Origin of the sequence: Rhizobium sp. ZK1, from assembly GCF_047782645.1 — a bacterium.
In the GTDB taxonomy this organism is placed as follows: Bacteria; Pseudomonadota; Alphaproteobacteria; order Rhizobiales; family Rhizobiaceae; genus Rhizobium.
The window spans coordinates 701,522-723,945 of the sequence record NZ_CP180586.1; the positions used below are offsets into that span (position 1 = coordinate 701,522).

General features: G+C 61.0%; 29 protein-coding genes. 16 read left to right on the forward strand and 13 right to left on the reverse strand.

Features of this window, described 5'->3' with window-relative positions; genetic code table 11:
- Positions 1-20: 20 nt before the first annotated feature.
- The 3 genes from ACK9YZ_RS03560 to ACK9YZ_RS03570 all read right to left on the reverse strand — a co-directional run bounded on the left by ACK9YZ_RS03560 (position 21) and on the right by ACK9YZ_RS03570 (position 4,160).
- Complete coding sequence (locus tag ACK9YZ_RS03560) at positions 21-1,217, reverse strand: adenylate/guanylate cyclase domain-containing protein (protein WP_416065694.1); 1,197 nt, start codon at positions 1,215-1,217, stop codon at positions 21-23.
- Between the two features lie 29 nt (positions 1,218-1,246).
- Positions 1,247-2,869, reverse strand: coding sequence for an MDR family MFS transporter (locus ACK9YZ_RS03565; protein ID WP_416065695.1), 1,623 nt, complete (start codon positions 2,867-2,869; stop codon positions 1,247-1,249).
- 76 nt (positions 2,870-2,945) lie between these two features.
- Positions 2,946-4,160: an HlyD family secretion protein gene (locus ACK9YZ_RS03570; RefSeq protein ID WP_416065696.1), complete on the reverse strand. Its 1,215-nt coding sequence runs from the start codon at positions 4,158-4,160 to the stop codon at positions 2,946-2,948.
- A gap of 138 nt (positions 4,161-4,298) precedes the next feature.
- On the opposite strand from ACK9YZ_RS03570, the gene ACK9YZ_RS03575 reads away from it, so the two are divergent.
- Entirely contained in the window at positions 4,299-5,201 is a 903-nt protein-coding gene (locus ACK9YZ_RS03575; RefSeq protein WP_416065697.1) for a LysR family transcriptional regulator, read from the forward strand.
- A gap of 44 nt (positions 5,202-5,245) precedes the next feature.
- Here the strand turns inward: ACK9YZ_RS03575 and gstA are convergent, their stop codons facing one another.
- On the reverse strand, positions 5,246-5,929 hold the full coding sequence (gene gstA, locus ACK9YZ_RS03580; protein ID WP_416065698.1) for a glutathione transferase GstA: 684 nt from the start codon (positions 5,927-5,929) through the stop codon (positions 5,246-5,248).
- A 108-nt stretch (positions 5,930-6,037) separates the two neighbouring features.
- Between gstA and ACK9YZ_RS03585 the strand changes: the two genes are divergently transcribed.
- Entirely contained in the window at positions 6,038-6,646 is a 609-nt protein-coding gene (locus ACK9YZ_RS03585; RefSeq protein ID WP_416065699.1) for a TetR/AcrR family transcriptional regulator, read from the forward strand.
- A 3-nt stretch (positions 6,647-6,649) separates the two neighbouring features.
- On the opposite strand, the gene ACK9YZ_RS03590 is transcribed toward ACK9YZ_RS03585, so the two are convergent.
- Positions 6,650-7,879, reverse strand: a complete 1,230-nt coding sequence (locus tag ACK9YZ_RS03590; protein ID WP_416065700.1) for an MFS transporter — start codon at positions 7,877-7,879, stop codon at positions 6,650-6,652.
- A gap of 190 nt (positions 7,880-8,069) precedes the next feature.
- Here ACK9YZ_RS03590 and ACK9YZ_RS03595 point away from each other — a divergent pair, with 190 nt between their 5' ends.
- The gene (locus ACK9YZ_RS03595) at positions 8,070-8,417 is read left to right on the forward strand and encodes a nuclear transport factor 2 family protein (RefSeq protein ID WP_416065701.1); all 348 of its coding nucleotides are present in this window, start codon (positions 8,070-8,072) and stop codon (positions 8,415-8,417) included.
- Here the strand turns inward: ACK9YZ_RS03595 and ACK9YZ_RS03600 are convergent.
- The 4 genes from ACK9YZ_RS03600 to ACK9YZ_RS03615 form a co-directional block, all read right to left on the reverse strand.
- On the reverse strand, positions 8,414-9,145 hold the full coding sequence (locus tag ACK9YZ_RS03600) for a sulfite exporter TauE/SafE family protein (protein ID WP_416065702.1): 732 nt from the start codon (positions 9,143-9,145) through the stop codon (positions 8,414-8,416). The two genes, ACK9YZ_RS03595 and ACK9YZ_RS03600, sit on opposite strands and share 4 nt — an antisense overlap.
- Positions 9,146-9,205: 60 nt before the next feature.
- Complete coding sequence (locus tag ACK9YZ_RS03605) at positions 9,206-9,871, reverse strand: class I SAM-dependent methyltransferase (RefSeq protein WP_416065703.1); 666 nt, start codon at positions 9,869-9,871, stop codon at positions 9,206-9,208.
- A 132-nt stretch (positions 9,872-10,003) separates the two neighbouring features.
- A complete protein-coding gene (locus ACK9YZ_RS03610) occupies positions 10,004-11,545 on the reverse strand; it encodes a hypothetical protein (protein WP_416065704.1) in 1,542 nt (513 codons plus the stop codon).
- A gap of 377 nt (positions 11,546-11,922) precedes the next feature.
- Entirely contained in the window at positions 11,923-12,072 is a 150-nt protein-coding gene (locus ACK9YZ_RS03615) for a hypothetical protein (protein WP_216757363.1), read from the reverse strand.
- 70 nt (positions 12,073-12,142) lie between these two features.
- On the opposite strand from ACK9YZ_RS03615, the gene ACK9YZ_RS03620 reads away from it, so the two are divergent.
- The 5 genes from ACK9YZ_RS03620 (at position 12,143) to ACK9YZ_RS03640 (ending at position 14,820) form a co-directional block, all read left to right on the forward strand.
- Positions 12,143-12,745, forward strand: a complete 603-nt coding sequence (locus tag ACK9YZ_RS03620) for a superoxide dismutase (RefSeq protein WP_183735651.1) — start codon at positions 12,143-12,145, stop codon at positions 12,743-12,745.
- A 158-nt stretch (positions 12,746-12,903) separates the two neighbouring features.
- Positions 12,904-13,227 carry an ArsR/SmtB family transcription factor gene (locus ACK9YZ_RS03625; RefSeq protein WP_416065705.1) on the forward strand — a complete coding sequence of 108 codons (324 nt, stop codon included), beginning with the start codon at positions 12,904-12,906 and terminating at the stop codon, positions 13,225-13,227.
- Positions 13,224-13,634, forward strand: a complete 411-nt coding sequence (locus tag ACK9YZ_RS03630; RefSeq protein ID WP_416065706.1) for an SRPBCC family protein — start codon at positions 13,224-13,226, stop codon at positions 13,632-13,634. Before ACK9YZ_RS03625 ends, ACK9YZ_RS03630 begins: the two co-directional genes overlap by 4 nt.
- 36 nt (positions 13,635-13,670) lie before the next feature.
- Positions 13,671-13,892, forward strand: coding sequence for a hypothetical protein (locus tag ACK9YZ_RS03635; protein ID WP_416065707.1), 222 nt, complete (start codon positions 13,671-13,673; stop codon positions 13,890-13,892).
- Positions 13,893-13,974: 82 nt separating this feature from the next.
- Complete coding sequence (locus ACK9YZ_RS03640; protein WP_416065708.1) at positions 13,975-14,820, forward strand: metallophosphoesterase; 846 nt, start codon at positions 13,975-13,977, stop codon at positions 14,818-14,820.
- Here ACK9YZ_RS03640 and ACK9YZ_RS03645 read toward each other — a convergent pair.
- On the reverse strand, positions 14,817-15,731 hold the full coding sequence (locus tag ACK9YZ_RS03645) for an AraC family transcriptional regulator (RefSeq protein WP_216757368.1): 915 nt from the start codon (positions 15,729-15,731) through the stop codon (positions 14,817-14,819). The two genes, ACK9YZ_RS03640 and ACK9YZ_RS03645, sit on opposite strands and share 4 nt — an antisense overlap.
- A gap of 159 nt (positions 15,732-15,890) precedes the next feature.
- On the opposite strand from ACK9YZ_RS03645, the gene ACK9YZ_RS03650 reads away from it, so the two are divergent.
- Complete coding sequence (locus ACK9YZ_RS03650; RefSeq protein WP_416065709.1) at positions 15,891-16,661, forward strand: SDR family NAD(P)-dependent oxidoreductase; 771 nt, start codon at positions 15,891-15,893, stop codon at positions 16,659-16,661.
- A 39-nt stretch (positions 16,662-16,700) separates the two neighbouring features.
- Here the strand turns inward: ACK9YZ_RS03650 and ACK9YZ_RS03655 are convergent, their stop codons facing one another.
- Positions 16,701-17,402, reverse strand: a complete 702-nt coding sequence (locus ACK9YZ_RS03655) for a helix-turn-helix transcriptional regulator (RefSeq protein ID WP_416065710.1) — start codon at positions 17,400-17,402, stop codon at positions 16,701-16,703.
- A 126-nt stretch (positions 17,403-17,528) separates the two neighbouring features.
- On the opposite strand from ACK9YZ_RS03655, the gene ACK9YZ_RS03660 reads away from it, so the two are divergent.
- The 6 genes from ACK9YZ_RS03660 (at position 17,529) to ACK9YZ_RS03685 (ending at position 20,731) form a co-directional block, all read left to right on the forward strand.
- On the forward strand, positions 17,529-18,164 hold the full coding sequence (locus ACK9YZ_RS03660; RefSeq protein WP_416065711.1) for a LysE family translocator: 636 nt from the start codon (positions 17,529-17,531) through the stop codon (positions 18,162-18,164).
- A 131-nt stretch (positions 18,165-18,295) separates the two neighbouring features.
- Positions 18,296-18,739 carry a c-type cytochrome gene (locus ACK9YZ_RS03665; RefSeq protein ID WP_416065712.1) on the forward strand — a complete coding sequence of 148 codons (444 nt, stop codon included), beginning with the start codon at positions 18,296-18,298 and terminating at the stop codon, positions 18,737-18,739.
- Positions 18,740-18,869: 130 nt separating this feature from the next.
- Positions 18,870-19,784 carry a c-type cytochrome gene (locus ACK9YZ_RS03670; protein WP_416065713.1) on the forward strand — a complete coding sequence of 305 codons (915 nt, stop codon included), beginning with the start codon at positions 18,870-18,872 and terminating at the stop codon, positions 19,782-19,784.
- A gap of 38 nt (positions 19,785-19,822) precedes the next feature.
- Entirely contained in the window at positions 19,823-20,077 is a 255-nt protein-coding gene (locus ACK9YZ_RS03675) for a type II toxin-antitoxin system HicA family toxin (protein ID WP_416065714.1), read from the forward strand.
- A complete protein-coding gene (locus ACK9YZ_RS03680) occupies positions 20,074-20,406 on the forward strand; it encodes a type II toxin-antitoxin system HicB family antitoxin (protein ID WP_216757375.1) in 333 nt (110 codons plus the stop codon). The genes ACK9YZ_RS03675 and ACK9YZ_RS03680 overlap by 4 nt, the downstream gene beginning before the upstream one ends.
- A 46-nt stretch (positions 20,407-20,452) precedes the next feature.
- On the forward strand, positions 20,453-20,731 hold the full coding sequence (locus ACK9YZ_RS03685; protein ID WP_216757376.1) for a hypothetical protein: 279 nt from the start codon (positions 20,453-20,455) through the stop codon (positions 20,729-20,731).
- A gap of 19 nt (positions 20,732-20,750) precedes the next feature.
- On the opposite strand, the gene ACK9YZ_RS03690 is transcribed toward ACK9YZ_RS03685, so the two are convergent.
- Both ACK9YZ_RS03690 and ACK9YZ_RS03695 read right to left on the reverse strand, forming a co-directional pair.
- Positions 20,751-21,329 carry a type 1 glutamine amidotransferase family protein gene (locus tag ACK9YZ_RS03690; RefSeq protein ID WP_416065715.1) on the reverse strand — a complete coding sequence of 193 codons (579 nt, stop codon included), beginning with the start codon at positions 21,327-21,329 and terminating at the stop codon, positions 20,751-20,753.
- A gap of 40 nt (positions 21,330-21,369) precedes the next feature.
- On the reverse strand, positions 21,370-21,864 hold the full coding sequence (locus tag ACK9YZ_RS03695; protein WP_216757378.1) for a GNAT family N-acetyltransferase: 495 nt from the start codon (positions 21,862-21,864) through the stop codon (positions 21,370-21,372).
- A gap of 279 nt (positions 21,865-22,143) precedes the next feature.
- Between ACK9YZ_RS03695 and dmeR the strand changes: the two genes are divergently transcribed.
- Positions 22,144-22,416: a Ni(II)/Co(II)-sensing transcriptional repressor DmeR gene (dmeR, locus tag ACK9YZ_RS03700; RefSeq protein ID WP_216757379.1), complete on the forward strand. Its 273-nt coding sequence runs from the start codon at positions 22,144-22,146 to the stop codon at positions 22,414-22,416.
- The last annotated feature ends 8 nt before the right edge of the window (positions 22,417-22,424 follow it).

The following is a 22,424-nucleotide window of genomic DNA, read 5'->3' on the forward strand; positions in this document are numbered from 1 at the left end:
GCACGGCAGCTGCATCCTGACTATCTCAAGCCATACAACCCAACCCCGTCAGGGAAGCCCTTCAACCGATGGCTTCCCACCGACACCGCATCCTCCGGCCTCGTTTCCTCGAAAAACGCCTCGGACATCAGCAGCGCCTCCCCAAGCTCGCTGCACATCCCCTGAATGCGGCTGACGAGATTGACGTCGCCGCCGATCAGCGTGAAATCCAGCCGCCGGCCGGAACCGATATTGCCATAGCTGACCTCGCCATAATGCAATGCGATACCGGCCTTGGCGCCGATGCCGTCATGATTGAAGCCGTCGAGCGCTTCGAGGATCGCCCGCGCAGCCGAAAGCGCCGCGTTGCAGGTGCTGGCCGCATCATAGCCTGGGAAAAAGGCGAGCACTGCATCGCCCATGAACTTCAGCACCTCGCCGCCTTCCCGGGTGATCGGCGGAATGACCCGGTCGAAATAGGCGTTCAATAGCCCAAGCACCGTTTCGCCCGGCAGGCGGTTAGAGAGTTCGGTAAAGCCGCGCAGGTCGCAAAGCAGGAGGGCCGCCTGCATGGATTCGATCTCGCCCTGGCGGATGCGGCCGGCAAGGATGCGGCTTGCCGTCATCGGCCCGATATAGGTGTCGAGCAGGCTGAGCTCGACCTGGCGCAGGATGCGGAGTTCGCTGGTATTGCGCAGCGCCGGCAGGATGCGTTCGATGACCTGCATTTCGGAGGCCGCGAAGCCGCCTGGCCGCTTGGTGCCGAAGATGGCGGCGCTGACCGGACCGTCGGCATTGCAGAGTGGGGCGATCATCAATTGCACAAGCTCGCGCCCGGTAAAGACGTCGAGATGCTGCCAACGGCCATGCGGGCTCTTGCCCGACCCCACGATCAGCATCTCGCGCGTTTCGAAAACCTTGTGCAGCGGCGTATTGGCGATGGCGAGCCGCGCGCCATGCTCGCGGTCATGGATCTCCACCGGTTCGCCCGGTGCCCAGGCGATGGTGCGGCCGATGAATTCCGGGTGCAGCGTCATGAGATGCAGCGTCAGCCGATCGACGGGAACGCCGAGCGCCCGCAGGCGGCGCCCGAGACCGGAGACGAGGCCGGCCTCGTCGAGGGCATGGCATTCGTCGCCGGTCAGCCATTCGATGAGGCCGAACACGGCAGTGGTGTTGCCGCTGCGCGCGGGAGCTCTGGTTTCAACGGGATAATCAATGTCGAGCAGGTTGGTCATGGTGTTCTCCTCCTTGGGACGCGCTGATCTCAGTGAGCGCCGCCGCCGGAGACCTGGCCGGGTTTCTTGAGGAGCAGGGTCGCAAGAAGAGCGATGACGAGGGCGAGGCCGAGCAGGAAGAACGTGTCGCTGAAGGCCGTGATATTGGCCTGCTTGCGCAGCTTCAGCGCGATGGCAACGATCGCCTTGTGGGTGGCAAGCGCCTGATCGGTAACGCCATGGTTCATGAAGTAGGCGGTCATCCTGGCGACACGCTCGCGGGTGGCTTCCTCGAAGACCGACACCGAGTTGGTCAGGATATTCGAATGGAACTGCTCGCGCTTGGACAGGAAGGTCTGCAGCGAGGCTATGCCGACCGCACCGCCGAGATTGCGCATCATGTTGAAGAGGGCGGAAGCCGAACCGGCATTTTCCGGCTCGATACCTGATGTGGCGATCGCCGACAGCGGCGTGAAGACAAGGGCCTGACCGACGGCACGCACGACATTCGGCCAGAAGAGCTGGTCGCTCGCATAGTCGCCTGTCATATGCACGTTCATGAAGTTCGAAGCGGCAAAGAGGGCAAAGCCGACGATAATCAGCAGGCGGACGTCGAAGCGCTTCATCAGGCGCGGCACCAGGGGGATCAGCAGAAGCTGCGGGATGCCGGTCCAGGCAAGCACAAAGCCGATCTGCTCGGAGTTATAACCCTGGATGCGGGTCAGGTAGATCGGCAGCACGAAGACGGAACCATAGAGCGCGATGCCCAGCAGGAAGTTCGCAAGGATGCCGAAGCCGAAGTTACGGCGGGCAAACAGGCGCAGGTTCAAGAGCGGATGGGCAACCTTCAGTTCGATGATGAGGAAGAGCGTCAGCGACACGGCGGCAATGATCGAGAGACGGATGATGAAATCCGAGCCGAACCAGTCTTCCTTATTGCCTTCCTCCAGCACAGTCTGCAGCGCGGCAAGACCGATCGCCATGGTGATGATGCCGGGCCAGTCGCCCTTGGCAAGCAGGCCGAGGTTCGTCGGTGCACGATCGAGCGAGGCCCAGAGCATGCCAACCATCAGCGCGCCAGGCACGAGGTTGATATAGAAGATGTATTCCCAGCCCCAGTTTTCGGTGAAATATCCGCCAATGGTTGGGCCGATCGCTGGCGCGAAAGTCGCCGAGAGCGCAAAGAGTGCAAGGCCCATCGGCTGCTTGGGCTTGGGCAGCAGCGTGATGATGATCGTGAAGGCCATCGGGATCAACACGCCGCCGGTAAAACCCTGGATGGCGCGCAGGATGATCATCTGCTGCAGGTTGACAGCGAAGGCGCAGGCGACCGAGAAGACCAGGAAGAGGAGGGCGTTGACCAGCAGATAGTTGCGGACCGAGAAGACGCGCGCAAGCCATGCGCTGAGCGGAATGACGACGATCTCGGCGATCAGGTAGGAGGTCGAGATCCAGCCGCCATCGTCTGTGCCGGCGCCGATCGCGCCCTGGATGTCGGCAAGCGAAGCATTGACGATCTGGATGTTGAGGATAGCCATGAAGGCGCCAAGCGTCGAGCCGACGACGGCGGTCCACATGCGAAGCGGGCTCATGACCGGTTTGGCAGCGGGGATGGCCGTAGCGGCAGGGCGCGCGGCCGAGTTGCTGTTTGTGGCGATCTGAAGCGTAGCCATGACTTATCTCCTTCCGGCTCTGCGGAAAACTGTCTCACGACGCTGTGTGGTGATGTCGGAGAAAGAAGCGGAAGGATCATCCAGCAGGAGTGGATAATCCTTCCTCCGCGGCCGCGGAGGTCTGAGCGGCCTTGGTATCGATATCAGGAATGACCGACATGCCCGAGCGCAGCAGGCCGGCAAGGCGTTCGTCATCGATGACGATCTTGACGGGGATGCGCTGGACGATCTTGGTGAAATTGCCTGTGGCATTGTCGGGCGGCAGCAGCGAAAATTCGAGACCGCTTGCCGGCGAGACGCTGTCGACATGGCCCTTGATCGCAATGTCGGGGAAGCTGTCGACCTTTATCTCCACCGCCTGGCCGGGGCGCACGAAGGTCAGCTGCGTTTCCTTGAAATTGGCGACGACATAGACCGCATGCAGCGGCACGACGGCCATCAGCTGCGTACCCGAGGTGACATATTGGCCGACGCGGATCGACCGGGCGCCGACCGTGCCGTCAACGGCCGCGACAATATCCGTATAGGAGAGGTTAAGCTCCGCCTGGCGTGCGGCAGCAAGAGCGCGGTCGCGCTGGGCAAGTGCCTGTTCGCGCTGCGTCTGCAGCACCGGCACTTTGTTCTCGGCGGCAACGACAGCGGCCCGATCGCGCTCGACGGCGGCCGCCGCCTGATCCTTCAGCGACTGGCTCTGTTCGGCGCGGGACTGCGTGCCGGCGCCGTTGGTGATCAGCCGGCTGGCGCGGTCGGCATCGGATTGGGCAAAAGTAAGCGAGGCCTGCGAAGCATCGAGCGTGGCACGCGCCTGAGCAATGATCGACTGCTGCAGCGAAATCTGCGCGTCGAGATTGGTGACGGCAGCCTCGGCAGCCTTTACATCGGCCCGGGCCTGCGAGAGCGCGGCCTGGAAGTCGCGATCGTCGATGCGGGCGAGAACCTGTCCGGCCTTGACCGGGTTATTGTCGTTGACGAGGACCTGCTTGATATAGCCGGCGACCTTCGGTGCGACGGTCGTGTAATCAGCCTTCACATAAGCATCGTCGGTGGATTCGATGAAACGGCCGACCGTCCAGTAGCGGTAGCCGAAATCGCCCGCGAAGGCGACGCCGGCAAGCAGCGCTGCGGCGATGACGGCGCGCTTGATGGCTTTGCGACCGTTCTTCTTCGGGGCTTCGACCCCTGCTGCGGCAGCTGCCAGTGCTTCCGCGGCCGGCGTCGCGGCTTCGGCGGTGGGGGCGATCCCGCCTTGCTGGGCAGTCTTGAACGCATCATTGCGGGGCAGTTCAACCATTGTCCGTCTCCATGCATCTCGGCATCGTTCATGCGAAGCCTTGTTCGATCGCGTGGAAGATGGACCCGGAACTGCAATCTGATAATCTGCGCTTTTCGGGAAAGATCATCAACTCTCAGTGGATAATCGGAGCGCAACATGGATCGGCTGACCAGCCTCACAGTTTTCGGTCGGGTGGTGGAGTGCGGCGGCTTTTCGGCGGCGGCAAGGCGCCTTAATATGTCCGTCACCATGGTGGGCAATCATGTGCAATCATTGGAAGATCGCCTTGGCGTGCGCCTCCTGAACCGCACGACCCGCAAGGTGAGCCTGACCGAAACCGGCAAATACTACTACGAACGCTCTGCGCAAATCCTTGCCGATCTGGAGGAGGCGGACCGCACCGCCGGCGCATTGAGTTCGACGCCGCGCGGCACGCTGCGATTCTACACCAGCAGCGCCATCGTCCGCTTCCTGCTGCCTGTCATCAACGAGTTCATGACGCTCTATCCGGCCGTCTCGATCGATTTTAGCATCGGCGAACGCGCGGTGGATATGATCGAGGATGGATATGATCTGGTGATCCGCACGACGCCCTCTCCGGATTCAAGCCTGGTGGCGCGCAAGCTGACGCCGTGGCGGCATTTCCTGGTCTGTTCGCCGGACTATTTGAAAACCCATGCCATGCCGACGACGCCTGCCGAAGTCGCCGAGCACAATTGCCTGCAATATACCTACTATCCCTTTGGCGACGAATGGCGGTTCGAGGACAAGCAAGGCAAGCAGGAAAGTGTCAAGGTCGGCGGCAGCATCATTTCCAACAGCGCCGAGGCGCTACGTTATCTGGTGCTGAGCGGGCAGGGGATTTTCATGGCGCCGAGCTTCGTCGTGTCAGAAGATCTTGCCGCGGGTCGTCTCGTCAGCATGATGCCGGATTATCGCGGCGTCGAGATTTTCATTAACGCCGTCTACCCCAACCGCAGCCATCTGCCGACCAAAGTCCGGCTCTTCCTCGACATGCTGGTGGAGCGCTTTGCCGAACATCGCAAATGGATGACGTGAAAAAGCGCCCGGCGAGACGGCTTTTTCGCCGGAGCGGCATTCCGTCAGGGACGGACCGGCGAGCCAGCGTAACCAGCGGACTGGATATAGGCGGTTGGCGCAAAGAAATTCCCGCCGGCATCGAAGGCCATCAGCCCTTCCTCACTCAATGCTGTCAGCACTGCCGGACGCGCCGCGACACGTTTCGTGAATGCCGGAATCGCGGGAAACCGATCGAGATCGACTTTGATCCACGGCGACCAGTTGAGGCAGACGAAGAGATAGGCATCCGCGACCGTGAAATCCTCGCCGGTGAGATAGGGGTCGGCGAGCCTGCTGTTGATCCAGTCGAGACGCCTGTGAACGACCGCGCGCATGGCCTCATGTGCGGTGGCATAGTCGGCGTTGAAGAGCATCGCCATCGGCTTGTGGAGCTCTGAGGTAATGAAGTTCAGCAGGGACTGAACCTGATTTCGGGCAAAGCTGCCCATCTCCGGCAGCATCCTGCGTCCATTGGGTGCGCTGTCGGCGAGGAACTGGACGATAACAGGTCCCTCCGTCAGCACCTTGCCGTCGTCGAGTACCAGCGCTGGCACATAGCCATTGCCGTTGATGGCGAAATAGTCGTCACCTTCGCTGGTCCGGTGCGTCGTTCGATCGACCGTAATGAGCTCGATATCGATATCGAGTTCGCGGCAGACGATATGCGGCGAGAGCGAACAGGCGGCTGCGTGCATATAGAGTTTCATGGGTCTCCTCCTGCGGCGGCGCGAGGCTGCCTATATCAATTCGTTGGACATTTGTACTATTTCGCATAAAATTCCATCGGTCAATTATTTTATGCGAAGCGGTACAAAATGAACGAGAAGAAGCGCGGTCGCCCAAGAGCCTTCGATGCGAAGGTGACATTGGAAAAGGCGAGGGAGGTGTTCTGGGACCGGGGCTTTGCCGGCACGTCACTGGATACGCTGAGCGCTGCCACCCAGCTCAATCGCCCGAGCCTCTACGGCGCGTTCGGCGACAAGGAGGCTCTCTACCTCGATGCTTTGGAGGGCTATCGCGCCGAAAGCATGGACGTGCTGGCAGACGCGCTCGACCCATCGCTGCCGTTGCGTGAAAATCTAGGGCGTGTGTATAGCCGCGCCTTGAACATCTACCTTCATGGCGAGACAGCCGCGCGCGGCTGCTTCCTCATCGGCACCGCAACGGCCGAAGCGATCCAGCACGAGCGCGTTCGGGAGGTGCTGAACCGCAGCCTCAACGATTTTGACGGTGAGATCGAGAAACGCATCGAGCTCGCGATAGAACGGGGCGAGTTGCCGGATGGAGGCGACCCTCACACACTTGCGAGGCTCGCCTCCGCCATCATGCATTCGCTCGCCGTCCGCGCCCGCGCCGGCGACAGTCGTGAGACGCTGGAAGCCTTGGCGCAGTCCGGCGCAGACATGATCTGCGGCAAAGCCTGAGGTTCAGGCTTCCTCTTCCTTCGTCCGCACCAGCCATGTGAAGACTGCGCCCGCGAGCAGCAGAACGCAGGTGCCGAGAAAGACCGCCGGCATGCCGATGCGCCCGCCGACGAAGCCGCCGAGAACAGGTCCGGCGACCTGGCCCACATACTGCGAAGAGATGGAAAGGCCGAGGATACTGCCGGCCGCGCTGTCGGGCACGCTATGCCTGATGACTGCGGCGATGCAGGGCAGCAACCCGCCGAGCGCCACGCCCATCAGGAAGCGTAGAACGATGAGCTGCCAGGACGAGGTGACAAACGCCTGCGGGATGAGCAGCAGGCCGGCGACCGCCAGCGCCCCGGCAATAACAGGCCAGTGGCCGATCCGGTCGGCAAGCTTGCCGAGCCGCGAGGCAGAGAGAATGCTGCCGAGTGCCGCCGCCGACATGACGATGCCGGCCACCATCGTCACCTGACCCTGATCGGGCACGAGCTGTGCCACATAGACGGTGATGATCGGCTCGATCGACATATTGGCGAGCATCAGCAGCAGGCCGGTCGCGAGCATCGCCACCACTGGCCCCTTGTCGGGAATGGATCTCCAGCCGCCGGATGCCTTGGCCGCCTGTTTGCGGGCCGCCGATTTCTCCTCCTTGATGAGGAAGGTGGTGGCGAGGAAGGCGAGAAAGATCATGCCGCCGGCGGCCAGAAAGGTGCCGCGGATGCCGATGATGGGCGGCAGTGCCCCGCCGATCAACGGGCCGACGAGATTGCCGGCCATGATGCCCGACGACAGCACGCCGAGTGCCCAGGCGGATCGGTCTTTCGGGGTCTGTGTTGCCACCAGCACCATCGAGCCCGAGGCATAGCCACCTGCCAGGCCGACGAAGAGACGCAGCGCCACGAGTTGCCAGACGCTGCCGGCCATGCCCATCAGCGAGATGGCGATGGTCATGCCGAGGCTGGCGCGCACCAGCATCAGCTTGCGCCCGTAGATGTCGCCGAGCCGGCCCCAGAGCGGCGCGACGCATGCGGCGGCAAAGAAGGTCGCACCATAGGCGATGCCCGACCACTGCACGATCGCCGCATGGTCGCTCACGCCGAGTTCTTCCACGTAAAGCGGAAGAAATGGAAGAAGCAGCGTCATCGCCACGATGGTCGTGAACGAGCCGAGCAACGAGATGACGAGATTGCGTTTCCAGTAGGCGGAGCCGGGCACCGCCTTGGCGGCGTCCCATTGGGTATCGTTCATTGCGGATCTTCTTCGGTACAGTCTGGCCGCGGCCAAGGTGAAGCGATCCTCACTTTACGCACCACCCCAAAAGCTGCCAAGGACGGATTCCGCCCGATCAGACCTGCCGGCATGGGGAAAAGCCGCTTGAAAGTCGCGATCTCGCCTCTAACTGATTGCAAGACGCAATCGGTAATAGGGAGAAGCAGACATGAGCAACAGGGATGAACACCGTGCCCGGATGCTGCGCGATCTCTACGCAGCCTATATCGATCACCGCAAGGATATCGTGGGCGCGATGCTGACGGATGATTTCACTTTTTCCAGTCCGCAGGACGATCACATCGACCGTGCCACCTATTTCGAGCGCTGCTGGCCGAACGAGCCGGCACTCAATGCCTTCGACATCGAGTTCCTGGCGGTTCAGGGTGATGAGGGCGTCGTGCGTTACCGCGCCGAAATGGCTGGCGGCAAGGCCTTCCGCAACATGGAGAGCTTTCGCTTCGCCGGCGACAGGATAGCGGCGGTCGATGTCTATTTCGGCCGCAATACGACTTAGAAAAACCGTATCGCCGATGTAGCGACAATAATGATCGAAACTGCGACCATCAGCGGTTTCACCGGCAGCCGCTTGACGAGGATCGCGCCGAAGGGGGCGGCGATCACGCCGCCGATGATCAGCCCGACCGCCGAGCCGAGCTCCGACCAGCCGAGCGTCAGCATGAAGGTGATCGAAATGATCAGCGTCACCGCGAATTCGGTGAAGCTGGTCGAGCCGATCACTCGCTTCGGATCGTGACCGCGGCCGACGAGCGAGCTGGTGACGATCGGTCCCCACCCGCCGCCGCCGACCGCATCCAGCACGCCGCCGCAAAGCCCGACAGGTGGCACCATCCAGTCGCGGACGTCGCGTTTGCGCGTCGGGTGGAAGGCTTTCCAGAGAATGATGAGGCCAATGGCGATCAGATAAGCTGAGACGAAGGGCTCGATCACCTTGCCGTCGACACTTGCAAGCAGGAAGGCGCCGACCGCCCCGCCGATCATGCCGGCGGGTGCGAGCCGCGCCACGAGCTTCCAGTCGACATTGCGGTGCCAGGCATGGGAAATGCCCGACGCTGCCGTCGTGAACATTTCTGTCACATGGGTCATGGCGCTGGCATTGGCGACCGGCACGCCGAGCGCCAGCAGGCTGGTCGTGGACAACACGCCGAAGGCCATGCCGAGAGCTCCGTCGACGATCTGTGCGCAGAAACCAACGACAATGAAGAGGAAGAAATCGGTGGTCATGAAAGTCCCTGACGAGCGAAGGTCCTGATGCAAACGCATTAGGAGCGAAAAAACTCCGCCTCAAACATTCGAGCGCCGCTTGAGGCGGATGACCTTGAAGAAGCCGTTTGGGAAGACCGGTAGTATTTCGATCGCATCGAAACCGCTCGCGCGTGCCCAGTCGGTGATCCGACTGATCCGGAAAGACGAGCTCCAACCGATCCGCCGGGCAAGCGGCGCCACCACCTCCTCGATTGCGCCCTGCAGCCCGATACCATCGCCGAGCTTGCTGGCAAGGATGATCTCGCCGCCCGGCCTCAAAACGCGGGCGCATTCGTCTAGCACCTGTTCCGGATCGGGGATGAGCGTGATGACGAAAGGCAGGCAGACAGCATCGAAAGATTTGTCGTCGAAGGCCAGCGCATGCGCGTCCATCACCTGTAATTGGTGCACATGGAAAAGCTTGTGGCGGGCGATTTTTTCTCGCGCCTTGGCGATCATGTGCTCGGAAATGTCGATTCCCGTCACCCGGCAGCGTCGCGGATAGTGGGAAAGCACCAGCCCGGTGCCGACGCCGATTTCCAGAATGTCGACGCCGGCGTCAGCAGCGAGCCGCGCCAGCGTGCGGTGCCCATCGCGCAGGATGCTGCGATAGACCCGGTCATAGACCGGTGCCCAGCGCTGATAGATTTTCTGCTGGTCTTCAGCCTGTTTTTGTACGTGTCCCCGATTTTGAACTTGTCCCATGTGAGCGCCTCCTCCAGACCCTGCCTTCAAACTCGCAAAGGCAGGCTCCGGTTCCGGCGGCACGGCAAAGGACTGTCAGACGTGCCACTTTTGTTTTCGGCGGAAAGTTCTCTCCCGCCGAAGGAGCCTGGATCACTCTGCCGGCGGCGTGTGCAGATCGGCTTCGATGGCGGCGAGCTCGTCGTTGACGGAGCCGGCGATCATGCCGTTGCGCAGCGACTTGTTGGAAATGTCGATCATCGGCGCGAAGGTGGCAGCCGGCATGCGGACCTCCTCCTTCACAGGCTCTTCGACGGGCAATGCGTCGGCAAGGGCTGGACGATCGCCGCGCGCCACTTCGAGCTGGCCGCTGAGGATCGCGCGTTCGGCGCGAAGCTGGCGGATTTCCGACTTGGCGATTTCCAGGCTCGTGCGGAGCTGGCTGATTTCGTAACGGTCGGTATCGAGGCGCGTATCGAGATCGTGCTTGAAGGCTTCGATCTCGCGGTCGCGCTTGTTGCGCTGGCTTTCGGCCTCGCGCAGCTTCAAGACGAGATCATTGCTGTGGGCGGCGAGCTCACGGCGGGCCGCTTCGCTTTCCGTGCCGTTGAGGCGCACGCGGTTGATCTCGTCGGTCATCCGCTCCAGGCGCGCCAGAGCCGTGGCAAGCTCGGACTTGGTGCGCTTCAGTTCCACGCGGGTGGACTGCAACTCTTCGTCCGTCATCTTGTTGCGGCTATTGGCGGTCGACAGCAGCTTCTCGATGAGTTCAGACTTGGAACCGACTGCTTCGTGTTTGGTACGCAGGTTGGCGATCTCGAGCGTCGAAGAGGTTTCCAGCGTCTCGAATTCAGCTTCCAGGCGGCGATAACGCTCCTCGGAGGCGGCCAGGTCCTGCTTCAGGTTGGCGACGGAGGACTGCAGGCCGCGTGTCAGCGCCTCATGCTCCGAAAGATTGGTCCTGAGGTGGCTGCGCTCTTCATTGAGGCGGGCGATTTCGCGAAGCTGGATGCTGTTTTCCCGGCGTGAGCTTTCGGCGAGCAGCTGATGGGCCGTGGTTTCCAGCTCCAGCTTCTCGCGGGTGCTCGTCAGCTCGCGGCTGCGCGCATCAAGGTCCTGCTGTGTGCGGCGAAGCTGCGAGGAAACCTCGTCGAATTGCAGCGCCCGGTCGCGAATCTCTCGCTCGGCATCGATCAGCCGCGCCTCGACGACGGTGAATTCTTCCCGCGTCAGCTCGTGCACGCCCTGCAGCTTCACCAGTTCTTCGCGGTAAGTGCCGGCCTCGACGCGAAGCTGGCTGCCGTCGAGTTTCAGCTCCTTGTTGTCGGCCGTCAGGCGCTGGTTTTCCTGATCGGCCTTGCGCCGCGCATTGCTCTCATAGTCGAGCAGCGAGCTCAAACGCGAACATTCGGCCCTCAGCGCGCCCGTTTCGTTGAGCGAGTGGCTGTGTGCGCCGAGCAGCGAGGAAACCCGCTCCTGCAGCGACGTCAGGCTGACCAGCAGCTCCTCGGAAGACTGCTTGTTTTCCTCGATCGCTGTGCCGAAAGCCTGGAAATCGTCGATTTCCGAAACGCTGTACTGCACCGGCGGTTTGTCCACGAGACCCGTCTGTTCGGTGACGGACAACGTCTGGCGATGGCTGGATACTCTCAAACCCGGCTTGACGGGTTCTTCATTACGACGAAAAAAGCTCATGACCATCACACGCCCCGAAGTTGATGTCAGAAGTCCCTGAAATGATTTATGTTATGCTAATTAAGTTAATTCTGTCGAAGGTTGTGCTAAAACTCTCCGATAGCCATGGGTTGCATCTAAGACGCGCTATTCATCGCCTGTCAAAGCGCCCAAAAGAAATTAACAGATTTTTATTGAAATCCCGGCGGCCGCCCTTACCGCATAATTCCTTAAATCGGAATCGATTTAAGGAATTATGCGGCAATTTAAAGTGCTACAGCGGCCTTTGCGCGTCTGAAAAGACGCGCGGCGCGGTTGAGCGGGACGCGAGCAGGGCTCATTTTCCGGATGGGGCTCAAAGGAAATGCGGGCTTGGCGGGGGAGGGCATTTTATTCCTTTATATGCCATCTTCCCGTCTTGCCGTCATACCGGCTTCATATCCCGCAAAGCGCGGCACGGCCTGTGATTTGCGCTTTTGGAGAGAGCCCGTTGCGAGAGGTAATTTTTCCTCGAAGTCGTTGTTTTTTGATAATTCGCCGGTTGCCACTCCGTGCTTCCCCTCCTATGTTCCGCCTCACCTGCCGATGACGCAATCTATTGCCAAGAGGAGATCTGATATGGCTTTCGAATTGCCTGAACTTCCCTATGACTACGACGCCCTTGCTCCCTTCATGTCGAAGGAGACGCTGGAGTTCCACCACGACAAGCACCACAAGGCTTACGTCGACAACGGCAACAAGCTTGCAGCGGAAGCCGGCCTGGCCGATCTCTCCCTGGAAGAGGTCGTCAAGAAGTCCTTCGGCACCAATGCCGGCCTGTTCAACAATGCTGCCCAGCACTACAACCACATCCATTTCTGGAAGTGGATGAAGAAGGGTGGCGGCGGCAACAAGCTGCCGGGCAAGCTCGAAGCTGCCTTCACTTCCGATCTCGGCGGCTATGACAAGTTCAAGGCCGATTTCGCCGCTGCCGGCGCAACGCAGTTCGGCTCCGGCTGGGCCTGGGTTTCCGTCAAGAACGGCAAGCTCGAAATCTCCAAGACCCCGAACGGCGAGAACCCGCTCGTGCACGGTGCGACCCCGATCCTCGGCGTCGACGTGTGGGAACACTCCTATTACATCGACTACCGCAACCTGCGCCCGAAGTACCTCGAGGCCTTCATCGACAGCCTGATCAACTGGGACTACGTGCTGGAACGCTACGAAGCGGCGACGAAGTAAGTTCTTACGAACATTCGGCTTTTCAGCACCCGGCGCCGCAAGCGCCGGGTGTTTTCGTTTCCGCGAGAGCCTGGCACACCGGCAATTGGAAGATTGCTTGACTCATTCATAGCCATCTGGCTATAAGTGAATCCATAGCTAAACGGGTATGAATTCACATGTCGAATGCTCATGACGCGCTTTTCAGGGCGCTTTCCGATCCGACCCGAAGGGCGATCTTCGAGCGCCTGTGCCGCGAAGGCGAGAAGACTGTCGGCGCGCTGACGGCGCGGGCCGGTGTTTCTCAGCCTGTCGTATCGAAGCATCTGGCGGTGCTCAAAACCGCCGGCCTCGTGCGCGACCGTCATGAAGGCCGCCAGACCCATTATACCGCCGAGATCAAGGCGCTTACGCCTCTGGCGGACTGGACGACAGAGATGACCGGCTTCTGGGAGAAGCGGTTCGACGATCTCGAAGATCTGCTCAAAAGGATGGACCAATGAACGAGACCTTGCCTGAAATCCGCTCCGTTGTCGTCGAGCGGGAGATCGCCTTCCCGCCCGAAAAGATCTGGCGCGCGCTGACCCAGCCGCATCTGATCGAGGAATGGCTGATGAAGAACGACTTCAAGCCCGTTCCGGATCACCGCTTCAAGCTCAGCGCCGAATGGGGCTCCGTCGATTGCCGGGTGCTGGAGATCGAGCCGAACAGGACGCTTGCCTATACCTGGGATGCCTACGGCCTCGAAAGCACCGTCACCTGGACGCTGACACCCATCGGTTCAGGCACCCATCTGCGCATGGAACAGTCCGGCTTCCGCCCGGATCAGGAGCAGGCCTATCAGGGCGCCAAGTTCGGATGGCAGCGCTTCTTCGAAAATCTGCAGCAGGTTCTGGCACGCGCGGATTGATACGGACACAAGGCATCGGCCTGAGGAGGAATATCAATGAATTGGAACAAGTCTATTCGTCAGCTCCACCGCTGGCTGTCGATCATCTTCACGGTGACAGTCATTGCCAATTTCGTCACGATGGCAGTCGGTACACCGCCGGTCTGGGTGGTCTATTCGCCGCTGCCGCCACTTTTCCTGCTTATGTTCAGCGGCCTCTACATGTTCGCATTGCCTTATTTTGCCGGTCGCCGTGAGCAGGCATCGGTCGCAAGCTGAGGCATCGCAGGGCCTTTATCAAAAGGCCGCGGCTGGCCGCACCGTCATATCGCTGTCATCCGCCGCCTCTACATCACGCCGCATGTCATCAGCCGATCTTCCTCTTTTCCGCTTCGGCATCATCGCCGATCCGCAATATGCCGCCATCGAACCGCAGGTCGAGATGGGGCGCTACTATGCCAACAGCCTCGCCAAGGTCGCTTCCGCGATCGAGACCTTCAATGGCGAGGAACTGAGCTTCGTCATGACGCTCGGCGATATCATCGACCGCGATTTCATGAGTTTCGACGATATCCTGCCGGTCTATGACACGCTGCATCACGAAGCGTTCTTCCTGCTCGGCAATCACGATTTCGGCGTCGCCCCTGACCACCTGGAAAAGGTCGTGGAACGGGTCTGCATGCCGGCGCCTTATTATAGTTTCCAACGCCACGCTTTCCGTTTCATCGTGCTCAACGGCAACGAGGTCAGCACTTTTGCGCCACCGGAGGGCCATGCCTTCCGTGCACTCGGCCGCGAGCGACTGGCGGCTCTGCTGGCGGCCGGCGCCGATAACGCCCATGAGTGGAACGCATCGCTGAGCGACGAGCAGTTCGGCTGGCTGGCCGGCGAAATCGAAAGGGCGAAGACTGCGAGCGAGAAGGTGATCGTCATGAATCACTTCCCCGTTCATCCGCCCTGCGAGCATGACATGTGGGATCGCGAGCGCATCGTCGAACTGCTGTCTTCGCAGGACAATGTCGTTGCCTATCTCAACGGCCATAACCATGTCGGCAACTACGGCAAGGTCGGTGGCTGCCACTTCGTCAATTTCAAGGGCGTGGTCGATACCGAGAGCGAAAACACCTTCGCCATCGTCGATGTCTACGCGAACCGAATGGAAATCCGCGGTTTCGGCCGCGAGGATAGTCGCACGCTCAACTACTAAGACACTTCCGTTGCGATCGCCGCCGGCTGGACCCGGTGCTCCTGCGCGTCCTTCTTCGGCGGCGTGCCGAACATGCGCGAATATTCGCGGCTGAACTGCGAGGCGCTTTCATAGCCCACCTGATAGGCGGCATTGGCAGCATTGATGCCATCGGCCACCATGAGCCGCCGCGCTTCCAGAAGCCGCAACTGTTTCTGATATTGCAGGGGGCTCATAGAGGTCAGCATCTTGAAATGCTGGTGAAAGGAGGATGGGCTCATCCTTGCTGCCGCCGCCAGCTGCTCCACTCGCACCGGCGCCGTGAAATTGTCGCGCAGCAGGTGAATGGCATCTGCCACACGCCGCGTCTGGCTGCCGGGCAGCGCCAGCTTGCAGACCTCGCTGCTGTTTTCGCCTGACAGCAGCCAGAAGCTGATCTCGCGCAGGATCGCCTGTCGCAGGATCGGGACAGATTTCGGTGCGCCCAGCATGCGCATCAGCCGCAGGATGCAGTCCTGCAGCTCTGCCCCGAAATGCTGCACGAAAACGCCGGGACCGCCTTCACCCGAAGGCTTCGGCGGAGTTTCCATTGCCTCCAGAACGTCGCGCAGAATAGTGACATCGAGTTCCAGCGTCAGCGCGATCATCGGCCGTTCCGCGCTTGCCTCTATCACCTGGCCGAAGGCCGGCATTTCCACGCTGATAACCAGCGCCTGCATGGCTCTATAGGTATAGAGCCGCTCTCCGAACATGATCTGCTTGGCGCCGTCGATGATGATGCAGAGCGCCGGCCGATAGATCGCAGGCTTCGGCATGGTCAGCGTGGAAGAACGCATCAGGTAGAAGCCGGGCAGGGCAGTTGCAAACAGCCCGTCGTCGCCGCCATGGCTGTCCATGTACTGGTTGAGTACAGTCTTGATTTCATTGGACATCGTCGTTCTCCGGATGGCGGCCTTTGCGAGCCATCTTACTCCGTAGACGGGAGGCGACAACCTGTTTGGAGGAATAGGCAAGAAGTTCGACGTTTTCGGCATTCAAGAAAAAGGGTGTCAGGACCTAGATTCCAGTCATCCTAACAAGGAGTAACCGAGATGACCGATCAGAACACGAATTCGAAAATCGCAATCGTCACCGGCGGCAGCCGCGGCCTTGGCCGCAATACCGTCGTCAGCCTCGCCCGTGATGGCGTCGACGTGATCTTCACTTACAACTCCAATCGCGCCGAGGCCGACAAGGTCGTGGCCGAAGTCGAAGCACTCGGCCGCAAGGCCTCCGCCCTGCAGCTCGATACCGGCAATGTCGCCGTCTTCGATGCTTTCGTGGAAAATGTCCGCTCGGTGCTGAAGGGCTGGGGCCGCGAGCGCTTCGATTTTCTCATCAACAATGCCGGTACCAGCTACCATGCATCGATCCTCGAGACGACCGAGGAGGAAATGGACAGGCTCTACAACATCCATTTCAAGGGCGTCTTCTTCCTGACCCAGAAGCTGCTGCCCGTAATCGCCGACGGCGGCCGCATCGTCAATCTTTCCAGCGGTCTTGCCCGCGTCACCGTGCCGGGTTCCTCGGCCTACGGCTCGCTCAAGGGGGCGGTCGAAGTGTTGACGCGTTACATGGCCAATGAGCTTGGTTCTCGCGGCATCGCCGTCAACACGGTCGCACCTGGCGCCATCGCTACCGATTTCAGCGGCGGCATGGTGCGCGACAATCCGGAGATCAACCGCAGGGTCGCCTCCATGACGGCGCTTGGCCGCGCCGGCGTGCCCGACGATATCGGCCCGATGATTGCCTCGCTGCTGACGGAGGCCAACCGCTGGGTCAACGCCCAGCGCATCGAGGTCTCCGGCGGCATGGCACTCTGAGTTCTTGCTGGGTGGGTAAGAGGGGCTGGCAAGCTTGGCTCATGCGTTGGCCGCCAGCGGCTTCTCCGTCCAGCTCTCGGTCCAGAGCGTGCGCAGACCATCACCTTCACCCTTGAAGAAGACGTTGGCCTCCACGCAGGCCTCCACCCGGTCGCCGCGGAAATTGCGGATCGCCTGCCTGAGTTCGCACCAGGCAACGATATTGGCCGTCTGGGAATAATAGATCAGCGCGATCGGGCGGATCATCCGTTCGGTCGCGCGTCCCATTTCGTCGCGATAGCTGAGGGTTAGCTTGCTCTCGTCGCGGATCGCCCGCCGAACGATGGCAAGGTCCACGCCTGTGGGCGCCGGGGCGATCGTGCCCCAGGCATAGAGCGCCTTGTTTTCCATCGCCTGGCGTAGCGGTGCGGGTACTGCGCCGGCAAGCTTCTGGTTGACGCGCCGCGCCGCAAGCTTCAGCTCTTCGTCGCCGGTGCGCTCCAGGAGCGCCAGCGACAGCACGATCGCTTCCGTCTCTTCGATCGAAAACATCAGCGGCGGCAGATCGAAGCCCGGCCGCATGATATAGCCAATGCCGCGTCCGCCCTCGATCGGCACGCGCATCGCCTGCAGCGCAGCGATGTCGCGGTAGATCGAGCGCACCGTCACCTCCAGCCTCTCGGCCATGACGGCCGCGGTCATCGGCTTCTTGGCCAGCCGCAATATCTGGATGATCTCGAAAAGCCTGGAGGCCTTGCGCATTTGCCGCCCTTTCTCCAACGCTCCTGACAATACACTGTCAGTTGGCTTCCCGTATAGAGCTATCTATCGGATTGAAATTGATACGCTTCCAGAAAAGTGCACGAAAATACGGGACGGACAACTGACATGGATTATCACGAAAGCCTCTGGCTCTATTTCACTCTTCTCTTCGGCATCATCATCGTGCCGGGCATGGACATGCTCTTCGTGCTCGCCAATGCGCTGACCGGCGGCACGAAGCGCGGGCTCGCCGCCACCAGCGGCATCATGCTGGGCGGGGCGGTACATTCGGCCTATGGCGCGGCGGGGGTGGGCATCCTCGTCGCCATGCTGCCCGGTGTCTTCAACCTGCTGCTCTTTGCCGGCGTCGGCTATATGATCTGGATCGGCATCTCGCTTATGAAGAGCTCGATCAAGGTCGAGGCGGTCGGCCCCGGCACGGCGCGCTCCACCTGGAAGGCGTTCCGGCAGGGGGCGGTCACCTGCCTCGTCAATCCCAAGGCCTATATCTTCGTGCTCGCCGTCTACCCGCAATTCATAAGGCCGGAATATGGGCCGATCTGGCTGCAAGGCCTGATCATGGGCATCATGACCGTGCTGACGCAGCTTGCCGTCTACGGTACGCTCGCAATGACAGCCGGTCGCAGCCGCGATCTCCTGGTTTCCAACCCGAATACGACTGCCGTCATCGGCCGTCTCGCCGGCCTGCTGCTGGTCGTCATATCCGCGATCAGCCTTTGGCAAGGGTGGAAGACGGCCTGAGCTCGTTCCTATCACATTGTTTTTATGAGGATCCGGCCAAACGTGACTATGCGGCCACACGGATTTTGTCATGATCCCGGTGCAGATTGCCCCTCGGCCGGCTTCGCCGGTGGAACAATGGAGAGAGAATCATGAATTGGAAAACAGTTGCGGCGGCTGTTGCGTTCGCCGGCATTGCCCTCGGTTCGGCCATGGCTGTCGACGGCACGCATGACGCACGCATCGGAATGATGAAGCAGATCGGTGGTGCCGCAGGCGCGCTGTCCGCCATCGCCAAAGGCACGAAGCCCTATGATGCGGATGCCGTCAAGGCGGCGCTGACGACGATCGCCACCACGGCGAAGGCCTTCCCGGACCAGTTCAAGCCAGGCACGGAGACGGGCGACCCGGAAGCGAGCCCGAAGATCTGGGAAAACATGGATGACTTCAAGGCACGCGCGGCGAAACTGTCTACCGACGCCGAAACCGTGCTCGCCCAGCTTCCGGCCGATGCTGCCGGCGTCGGCGCTGCGCTGAACACGGTCGGCGGCAACTGCGGCGGCTGTCATCAGCTCTATCGCATCAAGAACGACTAGGCGACAGAGCTGTTCTCGCATGATCCCGTCATCCGCACCGGCTCTTGCCGCCGGTGCGGATCGCCTTATTCTCTTCCGGCACCGGGGCCGGGGAACGCCCCTGAACATTGATAGTAAGGAGAGGCGGCGCATGGTCCGCAGGTTCATCCGCTTTGTGCTCTGTCTCATCGGCGTCGTCGTGATCGGCGGCGCAGTTTTTTATTTCGTCACCGCGCCGGATCCGTTTCCGGAAAGCCACTGGGCCAATCTCGGCACTCCTGACGTCGCGAATGGTGAAAAGGTGTTCTGGGCGGGCGGCTGTGTCAGCTGTCATGCGACACCCGGTGCGCAAGGCGATGCGAAGCTGACCCTTGCCGGCGGCCTTGCGCTCAAAAGCCCCTTCGGCACCTTCCATGTGCCCAATATTTCCCCGGATGAGCAGGCTGGCATAGGTCGCTGGACGCTCGCTCAGTTCGGCAATGCCATGAAGCGCGGCGTCGGCCCCGACGGCCAGCATCTCTACCCGTCCTTCCCTTATGGCTCCTATACGCGCGTGAGTGACAAGGACGTCAACGATCTCTTCGCCTATCTGAAGACCCTGCCGAAGAGCAGTAATGTCGCGCCCCCGCATGAACTGCCGTTCCCCTTCAATATCCGCCTGGCGCTCGGTGGCTGGAAGCTTCTCTATTTCAACGATCAGCCGCGCGTCGTGCTCGCCAATGCCGACGACAAGGTAAAACGCGGCCAGTATCTGGTCGAGGGTCTCGGCCATTGCGGCGAATGCCACACCCCGCGCGATTCCCTCGGCGGCTTCGTCCGCGACCAATGGCTTGCCGGCGCCCCGAACCCGGAAGGCAAGGGCCTCATACCCGATATCACGCCGGGCTCGAAGAGCGTCGGCTCCTGGAGCGAGGCCGATATCACCAACTACCTGCAGACCGGCTTCACCCCCGATTTCGACTCCGCCGGTGGCCAGATGGTGGACGTGCAGCAGAACATCGCCCATCTGCCGCAGTCCGATATCGAAGCGATCTCCGCCTATCTGAAGGCGGTTCCGAGCAAGTAGCGCTTGCAAAAAGTGCTAGCACTTCCTATCATCGTGACATGAATGCTCGGCATCGCAAGACATTGGCGGCAATCTTCTGCGACCCGGTTTCCGGAACGATCGCATGGGCCGATGTCGAAGGCCTGCTGATCGCCGTTGGTTGTCATGTTGTCGAGGGAAACGGCTCCCGCGTTCGCTTCGAGAAGGATGGCCATCTGGCCTTCTTTCATCGCCCCCATCCGGAGAAGGAAGCGAAACGCTATCAGATCAGAGATGCCCGCCGCTTCCTGCTGGAGATCGGAATAGAAACATGAACGTGATGGAATACAAGGGCTATGCTGCCCGCATCGAATTCGATGCCGAAGATGAAATCTTCTTCGGCAATATTGCCGGCATTGCCGATGTTGTCGGTTTCCATGCAGATACGGTCGAAGGCCTGAAGGTCGCTTTTCATGAGGCGGTGGATGACTACATCGAGACTTGCCGCAGGCTTGGCAAGGAACCTCACAAGTCCTATTCCGGCAGGATGATGTTCCGTGTCGACCCCGATGTTCATGCTCGCGCGGCCAAGGCCGCGGAGTTGGCCGGAAAGAGCCTGAACCAGTGGGCTGAGGAAGTGCTGTCGAAGGCGGCCGCAGCCTGATCTCTTCCTCCCGCCCCGCTCAAGCGTGGCACGCCACATTGTGCCCATGAAACATCCGTCGCTTGAGGAAACAGACGTCGCGATCGCCCGCATGCAGGAGCGGCTTGCCGTGCGCAATGCCGTTCTTGCGCGCTGGTTTTCCGATACACTTGCCGTCATGGAGGCAAAAATCGCGAGCCGCCTCGACGATCCCGCCGATCTGGCGCAGGCAAGGGCTGCGGCGTTCCTTTTTGTGAAGAAAGCGATGCACCAATGGGCGAGCCGCCCGGCGCATGAGGTGGCCGCCGGCAACAGTCTTCCGAAAGAGACGCGGCCATCGAAGTGATCGGTCTCTGCAGCGCGGCTCAGGCCGCCTTCGGCTGATGCTCCGCGCCGAGGATCTGCACATAGGTGTCGAGTTCTTCGCCGCCGAAGCCGAGTCCCCGATAGATCTCTGCCGTAAAGGTGATCGGTGCAGACCCGGGCGCAGTCACGATCATGCCTGACCGTACCGCCTGTGGCCCGTCGCGATAGTGCGCCTGGCCGTGATAGCCTTCGGCGCCGGCGATGAAATCCGGCGCATTGCTGGTATGCGGAATGTCATTCAATACACCGGCGCGCGCCAGCGCCAGCGTCCCGCCGCAGATGGCCGCCGTAAGCTTGCCGCGCGCGATGAAGTCGGTGATCACGGACGAAAGGTCGGGCGCCTTTTCCGTCTCCCAGATCGTTCCCCCGCAGACGACAAGTGCATCGAAGGCGTCGCCATGCAGGTTCTCGGCTATCGTATCGGGCGTCACCCGCAGGCCGCCCATGGAGCGTACTTCCGCGCCACCGGGACTTGCCGTCACCACATCGAAGCCGAAATGAGTGCGGGCGGAGGCAGCAAGCTGCCCCACTTCCCAGTCCGCGAAGCCTTCGGTCAGAACCACCGCCAGTCGGGTCATGCTTTCCTCCCTTGCAAGATGGCCGAGCGGCTGGAACCACTCACGACAGGGACTGCATATAGCGCATGCCGGTGACCGGGCGAGGGGTGAAGTCCATCTGTTCGTAGAAGCGGTGTGCCTTGAGGTTGCCGGTCGCAGCGCTGACGGAGAGGTAGTCGCAACCTGCAAGCCGTGCCGTTTCACGGGCGCGGTCGACGAGAAGCTGGCCCGTGCCGTGGCCGCGATGGCCGTCACGCACGAAAAGGTGATGCAGGTCCATGCCGCGCTTGCCTTCCTGCGCCCTGTAGAGCGGAACGAGGATGGCGTAGCCGATCAGACCTTCGCTGCCGTCGGCGACGATGGCCGAAATCCATGGCGTCGGACCGAAGAGATCGCGTTCGAGCTGTTCCGGCGTCGAGACGGAACTATCGCCGTGATGGATGGCGAGAAGGCCGATCATCTCGTGGAGTTCGGGTATGTCGCGGGGCTTTGCAGTGCGGATCGTCACGACCGGCGGTCGCATGAGCGATATTTCGCTGTCTTCGATTTCAAGCATGGTCTTCGCGTCCTTTTCGAAGTTTATGCCGCCAGGACGCTGCCGATACAACAAAGCCGCCTGACGGCGGCTTGTTGACATTATGATCTGTCTCGGCCGCCCTTTACAGGTACAGCCAAAAATACGAGCGGTTATGGTGCGCGATCTCGATCATGCGGAGATCAATCCTCCTAAACCGCTCGTTTGTCAATGGCAGATGGGCGCGGAACTGACCATTGCCGGATTGCTTTTTATGGAACGCAGGATAGGGTACCCCCCTATACTAATTTCGAGATCACCGTGTCCCACACCACTCATCAGAAGAAGAAGCTTATCGCCCGCGTCAGTCGCCTCCGCGGCCAGCTCGAAGCCGTCGAGCGTGCGCTGGAAGCCGAGCGCCCCTGCGGCGAGATCCTGCAGCTTCTGGCCTCCGTGCGGGGCGCGCTGACGGGGCTGACGGGCGAGGTGCTGGACGATCACCTGCACGAACATGTGCTGCATGCCGCCGACGGGAAGGCGAGGGCGGAAGCGGTTGAAGAAATATCGGAAGTATTGCGAACCTATATCCGCTGAGCCGGATC